At 67.1% G+C, this 13,617-nt stretch carries 12 protein-coding genes; 5 read left to right on the plus strand and 7 right to left on the minus strand.

Features of this window, described 5'->3' with window-relative positions:
* The 4 genes from HNQ66_RS17845 to HNQ66_RS17860 all read right to left on the minus strand — a co-directional run bounded on the left by HNQ66_RS17845 (position 1) and on the right by HNQ66_RS17860 (position 3,299).
* On the minus strand, positions 1 to 819 hold the full coding sequence (locus tag HNQ66_RS17845) for an ABC transporter permease (protein WP_184145575.1): 819 nt from the start codon (positions 817 to 819) through the stop codon (positions 1 to 3).
* Entirely contained in the window at positions 819 to 1,547 is a 729-nt protein-coding gene (locus tag HNQ66_RS17850; protein ID WP_184145522.1) for an ABC transporter permease, read from the minus strand. Before HNQ66_RS17850 ends, HNQ66_RS17845 begins: the two co-directional genes overlap by 1 nt.
* Positions 1,548 to 1,716: 169 nt before the next feature.
* Positions 1,717 to 2,499 carry a transporter substrate-binding domain-containing protein gene (locus HNQ66_RS17855; protein WP_184145523.1) on the minus strand — a complete coding sequence of 261 codons (783 nt, stop codon included), beginning with the start codon at positions 2,497 to 2,499 and terminating at the stop codon, positions 1,717 to 1,719.
* Positions 2,500 to 2,525: 26 nt separating this feature from the next.
* Positions 2,526 to 3,299: an ABC transporter ATP-binding protein gene (locus tag HNQ66_RS17860; protein WP_184145524.1), complete on the minus strand. Its 774-nt coding sequence runs from the start codon at positions 3,297 to 3,299 to the stop codon at positions 2,526 to 2,528.
* A 212-nt stretch (positions 3,300 to 3,511) separates the two neighbouring features.
* Between HNQ66_RS17860 and HNQ66_RS17865 the strand changes: the two genes are divergently transcribed.
* Genes HNQ66_RS17865 through HNQ66_RS17880 form a run of 4 tightly spaced genes read left to right on the plus strand, consistent with a single transcriptional unit; the run spans position 3,512 to position 7,854 of the window.
* Complete coding sequence (locus HNQ66_RS17865) at positions 3,512 to 4,390, plus strand: dimethylarginine dimethylaminohydrolase family protein (protein WP_184145525.1); 879 nt, start codon at positions 3,512 to 3,514, stop codon at positions 4,388 to 4,390.
* 11 nt (positions 4,391 to 4,401) lie between these two features.
* Complete coding sequence (locus tag HNQ66_RS17870; RefSeq protein ID WP_184145526.1) at positions 4,402 to 5,031, plus strand: TetR family transcriptional regulator C-terminal domain-containing protein; 630 nt, start codon at positions 4,402 to 4,404, stop codon at positions 5,029 to 5,031.
* A 28-nt stretch (positions 5,032 to 5,059) separates the two neighbouring features.
* The gene (locus HNQ66_RS17875; RefSeq protein WP_184145527.1) at positions 5,060 to 6,250 is read left to right on the plus strand and encodes a pyridoxal phosphate-dependent aminotransferase; all 1,191 of its coding nucleotides are present in this window, start codon (positions 5,060 to 5,062) and stop codon (positions 6,248 to 6,250) included.
* The gene (locus HNQ66_RS17880; RefSeq protein WP_184145528.1) at positions 6,247 to 7,854 is read left to right on the plus strand and encodes a 5-guanidino-2-oxopentanoate decarboxylase; all 1,608 of its coding nucleotides are present in this window, start codon (positions 6,247 to 6,249) and stop codon (positions 7,852 to 7,854) included. Before HNQ66_RS17875 ends, HNQ66_RS17880 begins: the two co-directional genes overlap by 4 nt.
* A gap of 230 nt (positions 7,855 to 8,084) precedes the next feature.
* Here HNQ66_RS17880 and mscL read toward each other — a convergent pair whose 3' ends face one another.
* Positions 8,085 to 8,525, minus strand: coding sequence for a large conductance mechanosensitive channel protein MscL (gene mscL, locus HNQ66_RS17885; protein ID WP_184145529.1), 441 nt, complete (start codon positions 8,523 to 8,525; stop codon positions 8,085 to 8,087).
* 185 nt (positions 8,526 to 8,710) lie between these two features.
* Between mscL and HNQ66_RS17890 the strand changes: the two genes are divergently transcribed.
* Positions 8,711 to 12,211 (plus strand): hybrid sensor histidine kinase/response regulator, encoded by a 3,501-nt coding sequence (locus HNQ66_RS17890; RefSeq protein ID WP_184145530.1) that lies wholly within the window; start codon positions 8,711 to 8,713, stop codon positions 12,209 to 12,211.
* Between the two features lie 199 nt (positions 12,212 to 12,410).
* On the opposite strand, the gene HNQ66_RS17895 is transcribed toward HNQ66_RS17890, so the two are convergent.
* Both HNQ66_RS17895 and HNQ66_RS17900 read right to left on the minus strand, forming a co-directional pair.
* Positions 12,411 to 13,064: a response regulator transcription factor gene (locus tag HNQ66_RS17895; RefSeq protein WP_184145531.1), complete on the minus strand. Its 654-nt coding sequence runs from the start codon at positions 13,062 to 13,064 to the stop codon at positions 12,411 to 12,413.
* A gap of 81 nt (positions 13,065 to 13,145) precedes the next feature.
* On the minus strand, positions 13,146 to 13,574 hold the full coding sequence (locus HNQ66_RS17900; RefSeq protein ID WP_184145532.1) for a hypothetical protein: 429 nt from the start codon (positions 13,572 to 13,574) through the stop codon (positions 13,146 to 13,148).
* Between the last annotated feature and the right edge of the window lie 43 nt (positions 13,575 to 13,617).

Consider the following 13,617-nt stretch of genomic DNA (forward strand, 5'->3'; position numbering starts at 1 on the left):
TCAGGCTCCCCGCGTCGGGATCTTGCTTTCGAAATAGCGGAAGCCCACCACCAGCACGGCGGTGAGGCAGAGATAGATGAGCGCCAGCAGCAGCAGCGGCTCATAGGTGATGTAGGTCTCCTGCCGCACCTTGGAGACGACGGCATAGACGTCGATCACCGTGATCGTCGCGACGAGCGGCGTCGATTTCAGTTGCAGCACGGTCTCGCCGTTCAGCGTCGGCAGCGCCCGATGCACGGCGCGCGGCAGCCAGATGCGGCGGAACAGGGTGAAGCGGCTCATGCCGTAGGCGCGCGCCGCCTCCAGTTCGCCCGCCGGCACGCCGGCAAAGGCCCCGCGCATCACCTCGCCCTCATAGGCGGCGAAGGAAATGGTGAGCGCGGCGACACCATAGGGCCAGGCCTCGCGCAGATAGGGCCAGAGGAAGGAATTGCGGATTCCCGGGAACTGGGGAAACAGCGAGCCGAGGCCGTAATAGAGCAGCCAGAGCTGCAGGAGCAGCGGCGTGCCGCGCACGACCGTGCAGAAGCCGCGCGCCAGCGCCTTCAGCGGCCACGGCCCGGTCACCTGCACGAGGCCGATGGGCACGGCCAGAAGGAAGCCGATGATCGAGGTGCTGGCGAGCATGAGCAGCGTCACGCCCACACCCGAGACGAGGCGGCCGGAATATTTCGGCACCCAGTCCCAGCGCATGAACCAGACGATGGAGAAGACGAGGAGCGCGGCGATCCCCATCAGCACGATGCGGTGCGGCTTGAAGAAGCTCTCCTTGCGGGGAAGCTCGGTCAGCGCGATGGCGGAAACGGTTTCGTCGCTCATCATGCCGGCTCCGCCATGCCGCGCCGGTAGCGGCGCTCGATGAGGACGATCAGCACGTTGGAGACGAGCGTCAGCATCAGGTAGAGCACGCCCGCCGCGCAGAAGAAGAGGAGATAGGCCTTGGTGGCGCCGGCCGCCTGCCGCGTCACCAGCGTCAGTTCGCTGAAGCCGACGACGGCAAGCAGCGCGGTATCCTTGGTGGCGATGAGCCAGAGGTTGGAAAGGCCCGGAATGGCGTGCGGCAGCATGGCCGGCAACGTGATGCGGCGCAGGATCTGGCCGGGCGACATGCCGTAGGCGCGCGCCGCCTCGATCTGCCCGGCCGGCACCGCCTTGATCGCCCCCCGCAGCACCTCCGTCGAATAGGCGCCCTGCACGACGCCGATGACGAAGATACCCGCCGCAAGGCCGCTGACGTCGACCGGCCCCCAGCCGAGCGCGGCGGAGATCTGGTTCAGCACGTCCGTGCCGGCATAGTAGAGGATGAGGATCAGCACCAGTTCGGGCACGGCGCGCACGAGCGTCGTATAGACCTCCAGAAGGTCTTTCGTGACCGGCCCGCCATAGAGCTTGCCCATGGCCCCGCCGGTGCCGAGGAGAAGGCCGAGCCCGTAGCCGCCGACGGCGATCTGGATGGAGTTCCATAGGCCGGCGAGCAGGACCCCGCCCCAGCCCGGCGGCTCGAGGGCAAGCAGGCCCCAGTTGATCATCGATCCGGCATCGGCCATGGGATTCGTCCTTGCAGCAATCCTGAAAAGTCCCCCTCTGGCCTGCCGGCCATCTCCCCACAAGGGGGGAGAAAATTTGCGGCAGGGCCTTATCCCCTCTCAAGCTTCAAGCGGAGCAGGTAAGCCCCTCCCCCTTGTGGGGAGGGGTTGGGGAGGGGTCTTGTCCCACTCAACCGCCATAGATGTCGAAGTCGAAGTACTTCTTCGAGAATTCGTCATAGGTGCCGTTGGCGCGGATGGCCTTGATGGCGGCGTTGATCTTGTCCTTCAGGGCCGTATCGCCCTTGCGCAGGCCGACGCCGACGCCGAGGCCGAGGATTTCCGGGTCGTCCTTCACGTTGCCCTTCATTTCGCAGCAGGCAGCGCCCTGCTCGGAATCGAGGAAGGCCTTCAGCGCGATGGAATCGGCCTGCACGGCATCGATGCGGCCGGCGGCAAGGTCGTTGTTCGCCTCGTCCTGCGTCTGGTATTCCTTCACCGTCGCGCCGTTCTCGCCGAAATACTTGTTGGCGTAGACCTGGTGGATGGTCGCGACCTGCACGCCGATGGTCTTGCCCTTCAGCCCCTCGGGCGTGGCGTCGAAATCGACGCCCTTCGGGCCCATCACGGCGGTGGGCGTGTTGTAATACTTGTCGGAGAAATCGATGGTCTGCAGGCGCTCCGGCGTGATCGACATGGAGCCGATGATCATGTCGATCTTGTTGGAGGTCAGCGCCGGGATGATGCCGTCCCAGGCGACGGGCGTGATGACGCAGTCGAGCTTGGCTTCGGCGCAGACCGCCTTCATGAAGTCCACTTCCCAGCCTTCCCAGTTGCCCGAGGCGTCCGGCGAGGTGAAGGGCGGATAGGGCTCGGCGGCGAAGCCGACGCGGACCTGCTCGGCCGCCGCGCCCGAGATGGCGGCAAGGCCGATGGCGGCGGCAAGGGCGATTGTCTTCAAGGCATTCTTCATGATCTTCCCTCTGTCGGTTATGGTTGTCAGTGGATGGAGCTGATGAACTTCTTCAGGCGTTCCGATCTCGGCGATCCGAAGATCTCCTCGGGCGGGCCCTGTTCCTCGATGACGCCCCCCGCAAGGAAGACGACGTGGCTGGCGACGTTGCGCGCGAACTTCATCTCGTGCGTGACGAGGATCATCGTGCGCTTCTCCCTGGCGAGATCGCCGATGACCGAAAGCACCTCGCCCACCAGCTCCGGGTCGAGCGCCGAGGTCGGCTCGTCGAAGAGCATGACATGGGGCTGGATGGCGAGCGCCCGGGCAATGGCCGCGCGCTGCTGCTGGCCGCCCGACAGGAAGGCGGGAAAGGCGTCGCGCTTCTCGTAGAGGCCGACGCGGCGCAAGAGCGTTTCCGCCCGCTCCACCGCCTCGTCCTTCTTCACGCCCAGCACATGGACGGGCGCCTCGATGACGTTTTCCAGGATGGTCATGTGCTGCCAGAGATTGAAGCTCTGGAACACCATGCCGAGGCGGGAGCGCATGCGCTGGACCTGCCTGCGGTCGGAGGGCATCTGCCCGCCGTGGCCGTCCGTCTTCATGGCGATGGTCTCGCCGTGGATCGTCACCGAACCGGCGCTCGGCAGTTCCAGCATGTTGATGCAGCGCAGGAAGGTCGACTTGCCGGAACCCGATCCGCCGATGATGGCGATGACATCGCCCTCATGCGCCGTCAGCGATACACCCTTGAGGACTTCGAGCGGCCCGAAGCGCTTGTGCAGGTCCTTGACCGCGATGGCCTCGGCGCGATCCGTCATCGCGCGCGAACCTGCGGCGCACGGAAAATCGATGCATGAAGCATGCCAAATTCCCCTGTTTTTTCAACGTTCCCGCGGGCATCTTCGGCCCGTCGTTTCTGCTTGTTGATGCCATCGTGGCACTTGTTAAGAAATTGTTCAAGCGTATAATAGCACCCGCGCCGACTTTTCCGCGGCACGCCCGAAGATACAATCCCCGCAAGGAGCATCGAATGACCGCCTACGGTTCGCAGGAAATGTCGGCCCCCCTGTTGCGCGTCCTCATGCGCCGCCCCGGCGCCAGCCTCAAGGCGGCCGATCCGGCGAAATGGCACTACGGCCCGACCTTCGACGGCACTCGCGCGGTCCACCAGTACAAGGCCTTCGCCGACCTCGTCGAGAAATCCGGCACGGAGATCGTCTGGCTGGAGGACGAGGGCGACGGCCTCGCCGACGCCATGTTCACGCACGATCCCTCCTTGATGAGCGATCGCGGCGCGATCATCCTTCGCATGGGCAAGCCGCTGCGCGCGGGCGAGCCGGCACTGCACGAGAAGGCCTATGCCGAGCGGCAGATCCCCATCCTCGGCCGCATCGAGGCGCCGGGCACGGTGGAGGGCGGCGACTGCATCTGGCTCGACGCGAAGACGCTGGTCGTCGGGCGCGGCGTGCGCACCAACCAGTCCGGTATCGACCAGCTCTCGGCGATCCTCGCCCCGCACGGCGTTTCGGTGCTCGCCTACGACCTGCCGCTCTGGCAGGGTGAGGAGGCTTGCCTGCACCTGATGAGTGTGATGAGCCCGCTGGCCGACGATCTCGCGCTCGTCTTCGCCCCGCTGCTGCCGGCCGCCTTCTACCAGCTCCTGAAAGCCCGCGGCATCCGCCTCATCGAGGCGTCGGCCGACGAATTCCACGCCAGTAACGGACTTTCGCTCAACGTGCTGCCGACCCGCCCGCACGAGGTCATCATGGTGGAAGGCTTCCCGGCCACCAAGGCGGCGATGGAGGCGGCCGGCTGCAAGGTCGAGACCTTCGAGGCCGACGCGCTGTGCATCGCCTGCGAGGGCGGGCCGACCTGCCTGACGCGGCCCGTGCTGCGCCGCGCCGCCTGACGGGAGGAACGATGGCCCGCCGCACCTTCCACCGCGCCCCCGAGGCCGAGCGCCGCCACGACCTGATCGAGGCGACGCTGGACTGCATCGCCGAATACGGCCTGCAAGGCGCGACGGTGCGGCAGATCGCCATCAAGGCGGGCGTGACGGCGGGCCTCATCCGGCACTATTTCCAATCCAAGGAGCATATCCTCCAGGAGGCCTACCGCGTCGTCATCGCCCGGCTGACGGAGAAGGCCGAGCGCGTGACGGGCGATCCCGAGCAGCGGCTCGTCGACTTCATCGTCATCAACCTGACGGAGCCGGTCGCCAACAGCCGCAGCCTCTCGCTCTGGGCCTCGTTCATCAGCCGGGTCAGCGTCGATCCCGAGCTCGCCGTCATCCACCGCGAGGGATACCTCAGCTTCCGCAACGCGCTGGAGGGACTGCTTGCCGATTTCCTTTCGACGCGCGGCGCCGATGCCTCGCCGGAACGCTGCCGGCGGCTCGCCATCGCCATCAACGGCCTGCTCGACGGGCTGTGGCTCGAAGGCTGCCTTGCCGGCGAGCTCTTCGAGGAAAGCGAGCTCGTCGGGATCGCGCTGACCTCCATCGAAACGCTTCTCGGCCTTTCCCTGAGGCAAGCCGGCACGGCCCGGTAAACGACACCTAGACACGCGGAGAACGGCCATGCGCTACGCTTCCATCACAGACCGGCTCGCCAATCTCGGCTCGGAGAAATGGGCGATCCATGCCGCCGCGCGCCGCATGGCGGCCGAGGGCCGGCCGATCATCGAGCTGACCATCGGCGAGCCGGACGTGCCGCCGGACGCAACGCTGCTCGCCGAGGCCGTGCGGTCCATGCATGCCGGACGCTACCGCTACTCCAACGGCCGGGGCGAGCCTTCCGTCGTCGACGCGCTGGTGCGCAAATATGCCGGGCGCCGCGCCGGCGTGACGGCCGAAAACGTCCTGTGCTTTCCCGGCACGCAGACCGCCCTCTTCGCCGTCATGCTCGGCCTCGTGGAGGCGGGCGACGCCGTGCTCGTCGGCGATCCGCTCTATGCCACCTACGAGGGCGTCATCCGCGCGACCGGCGCCGAGCGCATCGCCGTGCCGCTGCGGCCGGAAAACGGCTTCCACATGCAGGCCGCCGACCTCGAAGCCGCCATCACGCCGCAGTGCCGCGTGCTGCTCCTCAACACGCCGCACAACCCGACCGGCGCGGTGCTGACGGCCGAGGAGATCGCCGCGCTCGGCGCCGTCTGCCGCAAGCACGACCTCTGGATCGTCTGCGACGAGGTCTACGAGCAGCTCGTCTTCGGCGGCACCTTCGCCTCGCCCTTCGACGATCCGGCGCTCGCCGAGCGTACCGTCGTCGTCTCCTCCATCTCGAAATCCCATGCCGCGCCGGGCTTCCGCAGCGGCTGGGCGGTCGGGCCTGCCGAATTCTGCACGCGCCTCCTCTCGGTCTCCGAGACCATGCTGTTCGGCGGCCAGCCCTTCATCGCCGACATGACGGCCCTTGCGCTCGACACGCAGGTCGGCACCGCCGCCGCCATGCGCGAGAGCTACGGCGCGCGCGCCGCGCGCTTTGCCGCCGCGCTCTCGCGCGCACCCGGCCTTGCGCCGCTGCCGCCGGAGGCCGGCATGTTCATCCTCGTCGACGTCTCGGGCACCGGCATGAGCGGGGAGGATTTCGCCTGGGCGCTTCTCAACGAGGAGGGCGTCGCGGTGATGCCCGGCTCCTCCTTCGGCGAGGAGGCGGAAGGCTTCATCCGCCTCAGCCTCACCGTGCCCGACGCCCATATCGACGAGGCCTGCCGGCGCATCGCCGCGCTCGCCGCAAGGTCCACGCTTCCGAAGGAGCGCCGCGCATGACGACGAAGACCGTAGGCGAAGTTCTCGTCGACCTTCTGGAGGCCAACGGCGTCGAGGTGGTGTTCGGCATTCCGGGCGTCCACACGGTCGAGCTCTACCGGGGCCTTGCCGCCTCGAAGATCCGTCATGTGACGCCGCGCCACGAGCAGGGCGCCGGCTTCATGGCGGACGGCTATGCGCGCGTTTCCGGCAAGCCGGGCGTGGCGCTCGTCATCACCGGACCGGGCCTTACCAACACCATCACGGCGATGGCGCAGGCGCGGCAGGATTCCGTGCCCATGCTCGTCATCTCCGGCGTCAACCGGCGCGATTCGCTCGGCCACGGCCGCGGCCTCCTGCACGAACTGCCCGACCAGCAGGGCATGATGAAGACGCTCGCGCTCTATTCGCACACGCTGCTCAACCCGGCCGACCTGCCGCTCGTCGTCGAGCGCGCCTTCGCGGTGCTGCTCTCCGGCCGCCCGGGCCCCGTGCATATCGAAATCCCGACCGACGTGATGGCGAAACCCATCGAGACCGGCAGCTTCACGCCCGCCGTCGCGACCCGCCCGCGCGCCGACGCCGAAACGCTGCAGCGCGCCGCGATCCTCTGCACCCATGCCGCCCGTCCCGTGATCCTCGCCGGTGGCGGCGCGGTGACGGCGGAAGAGGAGATCCGGGCGCTCGCCGAGCGCATCGGCGCGCCGGTCGTCACCACCGTGAACGCCCGCGGCATGCTGGCCGGCGATCCGTTGCGCGTGCCGGCGAGCCCCACTTTGAAAGCCGTGCGGCGCCTGCTCGCCGATGCCGACCTCGTCGTCGCCTTCGGCACCGAGTTCGGCCCGACGGACTACGACATCAATGTCGACGGCGGCTTCCCGAAGCTGAAATCGCTGATCCGCGTGGATATCGACGCCGCGCAGCTCGCCCGCACGCCGCAGTCCGGCCTTTCGATCTTCTCCAGCGCCAAGACGGCGGCCGCCGGCATGCTCGGCTTCCTCGAAGGCCACAAGGCGACGGAGGACGGCGCCCGGCGCGCCGAGACCGCGCGCAAGAATGCATGGAACGAGCTGACGGCGAAGATGCAGGCGGAAGTCGGCGTGATCGATACGATCTGGCACACTCTGCCGAAGGCGATCATCGTCGGCGATTCGACCCAGGCCGTCTATGCCGGCAACTATTATTGCGACGCGCCGCGCGCGCGGAGCTGGTTCAACGCGGCGACCGGCTACGGCGCGCTCGGCTTCGCCCCGCCCGCCGCCGTCGGCGCGGCCATCGCCGAGCCGGACGCGCCCGTCATCTGCCTCGTCGGCGACGGCGGCCTGCAATTCTCGCTCTCGGAGATCGGCTCGGCGGCGGATGCGAATGCCCGCATGATCTTCCTCGTCTGGAACAACGACGGCTATCAGGAGATCGAGAACTATATGGTCGAGGCCGGCATCACGCCGGAAGGCGTAAAGCCCTCCGCCCCCGACTTCCTCGCCATCGGCACCGCCTACGGCCTCCCCTCCGAACGCCTCGCCGACGTGCGGGACCTTCCCGCCGCACTGGAGCGGGCTGCCGGGCGCAGCGGCCCGAGCCTCATCGAGATCCACCAGACGAAGACGGCGGGCGCGACGGCATAGCCAGCGTCCGGCGGGTGGATCCTCGGGTCAAGCCCGAGGATGACGCTGGAGAGGGAAGGTCACCGCCTCATTGAACGGTGCCGCATGCCGCACCGTTCGACGGATGGGCAACTTCTCCCACCCTCCGTCATCCTCGGGCTTGACCCGAGGATCCACCCCACACGGCACGCCCTTCCCCCCAAAAAAAAGGCCCGGCAAAACCGGGCCTCTTTCCTTCAAACCATATTCCCTCAAACGGCCGGGCGGCTCTTGAGGAGGTCGCGGATTTCCGTCAGCAGCAGCACGTCTTCCGGCGGCGGGGCGGGCTCGGCGGCGCCCTCGGCCTTTTCCTTCTCCAGCGAGGTGCGCATGCGGTTCACGCCCTTGATCATCAGGAAGATGATCCAGGCGAGGATGAGGAAGTTGATGAGGACGGTGATGAAATTGCCGTAGGCGAAGACGGCGCCCTGCTCGCGGGCGGCGGCCAGCGTCGTCGCCGTCACGTTGCCCGACAGCGCGATGAAGTAATTGGAAAAGTCGAAACCGCCCCCGGTCAAGGCGCCGACGACCGGCATGACGAGGTCGTTGACGACCGATTCGACGATCTTGTTGAAGGCCGCACCGATGATGACACCCACGGCGAGGTCCATGACATTGCCGCGGGCGATGAACGCCTTGAACTCATTGAGCATGAGGGTCTCCTGTTGCTGCGAGGCCGAAGCAAACTAGTGCAGTTTTTCTCGCGAGGAAACTGCGCTCCGTCAAGATTTGAGGATTTGTACACGGCGCATCTCCAACCCCGACCTTCGGCGCAATTTCCTTCCCGCGCACTTTGGCCTATTCTCCTTGCGAAAGCCGATGGACTGCGGGAGGAAGCATGCCGGGCTCGCTGATATTTGCCCTGGCGCTCGCCTATCTGCTGCTGCTCTTCGCGGTCGCAAGTTACGGCGACCGCAAGGCCAAGCATTCCGGACGCACATCGAAGGGCCGGCCGGTCGTCTACGCCCTCAGCCTTGCCATCTACTGCACCTCCTGGACCTATTTCGGCGGCGTCGGCCTTGCCACGACCAACGGGCTGGAATTCATCGGCATCTATATCGGCCCGATCCTGATGTTCACGCTCGGCATGCCGCTCATCCGGCGCATGGTGACGCTGGCGAAATCCGAGCGCCTCACCTCCAGCGCCGATTTCGTCGCCGCCCGCTACGGCAAGAACCCGGGCGTCGCCGCCATCGTGGCGCTCATCTCGCTGGTCGGCACCATTCCCTATATCGCCCTGCAGCTCAAAGCCGTGTCGAACTCGGTGGCCGCGATGGTCGACACGACCGGCTTCGGCATCGACGCCTCCGGCGGCCTCGTCGACCTGCCGCTCGTCGTGACGCTCTTCCTCGCGTGCTTTGCCACCGTCTTCGGCACGCGCCACACGGACGCGACGGAGCACCAGGACGGCCTCATCCTCGCCATCTCGATGGAATCGCTGGTCAAGCTCGTCGCCATCGCCTCGGTCGGCATCTATGTCGTCTACGTCATGTTCCAGGGGCCGGCGGACCTCTGGCAGCGCGCGGCGGAGAACGAGCGCGTCATGCAGGCGCTCACCTACGAGACGCCGATTGCGCGCTGGATCCTCCTCATCGTGCTGTCCGCCTTCGCCATCATCATGCTGCCGCGCCAGTTCCACGTCACGGTGGTGGAGAACCGCACGGCAGGCGAACTGCGCATGGCGGGCATCCTCTTCCCGCTCTACCTCGTCGCCATCAACCTCTTCGTGCTGCCCGTCGCCATCGGCGGCGTCATGACCTTCGGCGGGGCGGGCGATGCCGACCTCTACGTTCTGGCGCTGCCCTTCGCGCTCGACCAGCCGATACTGACCCTCGTCGCCTTCATCGGCGGCTTTTCCGCCGCCACCGCCATGGTCATCGTCGCCTCGGTGGCGCTTTCCATCATGGTGTCGAACGACATCGTCATCCCGGTTGTGCTGCGGCGCAACCTCATCGGCGGCGTCGAACAGCAGGACGACCTCTCGCGCATGCTGCTGCGCATCCGCCGCCTTGCGATCTTCTTCGTGCTGCTGCTCGGCTATGCCTATTACCGCGCCGCCACCGGCAAGGCGGGCCTTGCCTCCATGGGCCTCCTCGCCTTCGCCGCGGTGGCGCAGGTCGCCCCCACGCTCATCGGCGGGCTCTTCTGGCGCAATGCGAACGCCCGCGGCGCCATGGCCGGCATGCTGTCCGGCCTCGTCGTCTGGGCCTATCTCCTCTTCCTGCCGAGCATCGGCGTCGCCGACAATGCCTATGTCGCCGAAACCGTGCTCGGCTTTCTCTTCCCCGGCGTCACCATCTTCACCGGCGCGACGGCCGATCCGCTCGTCAACGCGACGCTGCTTTCCATGATGGTCAATATCGGCGCCTACGTGATCGGCTCGCTGACGCGCAACCCGACTTCGCTGGAGCGCCTGCAGGCCGGCACGTTCATCCGTCCCAAGCCCCGCCTCGAGCGCGCCTTCCGCGGCCGCCGCACCAAGGTGACCGTCAAGGACCTCAAGACCACCATCGCCAAGTATCTCGGCGAGGAGCGCATGCAGCGCTCGTTCCACACCTACGAGCGGCAGGTCGGCCGGTGGCTGGAGGACAACGTGCCGGCGGACGCGGCCATCGTGCATTTCTCCGAACAGCTCCTCGGCAGCGCCATCGGCTCCTCCTCCGCCCGCCTCGTGCTCTCGCTCGTCCTCCAGCGCATCGACGACACGCCGACGGACACGGACTGGCTGCTCGACCAGGCAAGCGAGGCCCTGCAATATAACCAGGACATGCTCCAGACCGCGCTCGGCCAGATGGACCAGGGCATCGCCGTCTTCGACAGCGAAGGCACCCTCACCGTCTGGAACCGCCGCTTCCGCCAGTTGCTCGACCTGCCGGAATATGTCGGCCAGGTCGGCTTTCCGCTTTCCGACATCGTCGATATCCTCATCCAGCGCGGCGACATAAGGGAGGAAGAACGGCAGGCGGCGCTTGCCCGCACCATGACCTTCGACGAGCCCTTCGCGCTGGTGCTTTCCGGCGGCGAGCGCATCGTGGAGGTGCGCACCAACGCCATGCCGGAAAAGGGGTTCGTGTCCACTTATACCGACATCACCGACCGGGTCGCCGCCGACCGGGCGCTGAAACAGGTCAACGAGACGCTGGAGCAGCGCGTCGCCGAGCGCACCGTCGAGCTCACGCGCGTCAACACCGAACTTGCCGAGGCGCGCGCCGCCGCCGAGGAGGCGAACATCAGCAAGACGCGCTTCTTCGCCGCCGCCGGCCACGACATCCTCCAGCCGCTCAATGCCGCGCGGCTCTACTCCTCCTCCCTCGTCGAGCGCCTTGGCGAGACGGAGAACCGCGAGATGGTGCGCAACATCGATTCCTCGCTGGAATCGGTGGAGGCGATCCTCGGCGCCGTTCTCGACATCTCCCGCCTCGACACGGGCGCGATGAAGGCGCGCGTGCAGACGGTGGCGCTGAAGGACCTGCTGAAGCGCATCGAGACGGATTTCGCGCCGGTCGCCCGGGCGAAGAACCTCAAGTTCACCGTGCTCTCCTCCTCGCTCGCCATCCGCACCGATCCGAACCTCCTGCGCCGCGTGGTGCAGAACCTCGTGTCGAATGCCATCAAATACACCAATTCGGGCAAGGTCCTCGTCGGCGTCAGGCGCGCGGGCGACCACGCCTTCATCCAGGTGCTCGATTCCGGCATCGGCATTCCCGCCTCGAAATTCCGCACCGTCTTCAAGGAATTCGCCCGGCTCGACGAGGGCGCGCGCACGGCGCCCGGCCTCGGGCTCGGCCTTTCCATCGTCGACCGCATCTCGCGCGTGCTCTCCCACCCGGTCGAACTGCAATCGACGCCCGGCCACGGCACCAGCTTCAAAGTGCGCGTGCCGGTCGACGTTGCCGCGAGCCGCCATGTCGCGGACAAGCCCACCGTGGTGCCGGTAAGCGACGAGCCGCTGCGCGGCCTGCGGGTGCTGTGCATCGACAACGAGCCGAAGATCCTCGACGGCATGCGGCTCCTGCTGTCCGGCTGGGGCTGCACGGTGACGCTCGCCGAATCGGCGGCGGCGGTCGAGGCGCTGGTCGCCGCCGGCCCGCCGGCCCTCGACGCGGTCATTGCGGACTATCACCTCGACGACGGCACCGGCCTTGCCGCAATCGCCACGTTGCGCGCTGCCCTTGGCCGCGAGGTGCCCGCCCTCCTCGTCACCGCCGACCGCACGCCCGACGTGCGCGCCGAGGCCGAGCGCGGCAACATCGCCGTCCAGACCAAACCCGTCCGCCCCGCCTCCATGCGGGCATGGCTGACACAGTTTTCGGCGCTGGCGCGGGAAGCGGCGGAGTAGGCGGAGGTTACCCCCCTCTGGCCTGCCGGGCATCTCCCCCTCAAGGGGGGAGATCAGCAAGACGCAAGAGCCTTGCTTCACCTACAACGCTGATGATGGGCGGAACGGCGCTCCATCCAATCTCCCCCCTTGAGGGGGAGATGGCCGGCAGGCCAGAGGGGGGCATCACGCCCACTATGCTTGAAGGGCTAGCAAAACCTCAGGCCGCGGCCTGCGCGGCTCCGATCTTGCCGAGCTGGATGACCGCCTGGGTGCGGCTGTCGACGTTGAGCTTCAGAAGGATCGCCGAGACATGCGCCTTGATGGTGGCTTCGGAGACACCGAGCTCGTAGGCGATCTGCTTGTTGAGCAGGCCTTCGGCGAGCATGGCGAGCACGCGCGACTGCTGCGGGGTGAGCGTGCGCAGCCGGGCGATGAGGTCGGCGACCTCGCTGTCCTGCTCGGCCCCGCGCACATAGCCGCCGGGCGTATAGACATTGCCCTCCAGCACCGAGCCGATCCCCTCGCGGATATCCTCGATGGAGGCCGACTTGGAGATGAAGCCCGAGGCGCCGAGGTCGAGCGCGCGGCGGATGGTGGCCGGATCGTCGCTCGCCGAGACGATGACGACGGGAAGGCTCTGGAACTCGGCGCGCAGCGAGATGAGGCCGGAAAGGCCGCTGACGCCGGGCATGGCGAGGTCGAGCAGCAGGAGGTCGGCATTGGGGTTGGCGGCGGCGGCCTTGCGCGCAGCCTCGAAATCCCCCGCCTCGACGATATCCGGATTGCCCGCCATGCCGGTCAGCGCCTGTTTCAGCGCGCCGCGGAACAGCGGATGGTCATCCGCGATGATGATCGTGAGTGCCGATGCCATTCACTCCCTCCCCGGAGTACGAAGACCTTCGTGGACCTCGTAACGGCCGCGGCGCGGGTCTGGCCGGCGCTGGCTGGTCCGTCAGGTCTTCTGCGGGATCGCGTCCTTCCCGGGGGCGGTTTCCTCCTTGCCGTCCTCCAGGTTCTTCACGATGCCCATGAACCTCTGCATCATTCTTTCCATGATGCTCATGGTCCGGTCAATCTCTTCGTCCGTCGGCAAGGCGGGTTTTGCCGCCGTTCCGCTCGCAACGCCGCCCTTTTCCAAGGCTTCGACGCGTTTCGTGAGCAGATCCAGCTCCTTTTCGAAGGCCGCGCGCTCGTCGGCGGCCATGCGGCAGACGATCTGCCCTTCCTGTTCCCGGCAAAGCGAGATCTCGCCGGATACCGTGTCGAGCCGCACGAGGCCCGTATCGGTCTTTTCCATGCGGTAGCGGCCTTCGCCCTCGGCATGGGCCGAGCCTGCGAGCAGCGAGGCGACGAAGATCAGGGGCAGAGAGCGAATTCGCATGCAAAATCCTCCAGGAGCCGTTTTGCGAGCCTGTCGCCGGTGG

The organism is Shinella fusca (genome assembly GCF_014203155.1).
Taxonomy (GTDB): Bacteria; Pseudomonadota; Alphaproteobacteria; order Rhizobiales; family Rhizobiaceae; genus Shinella; species Shinella fusca.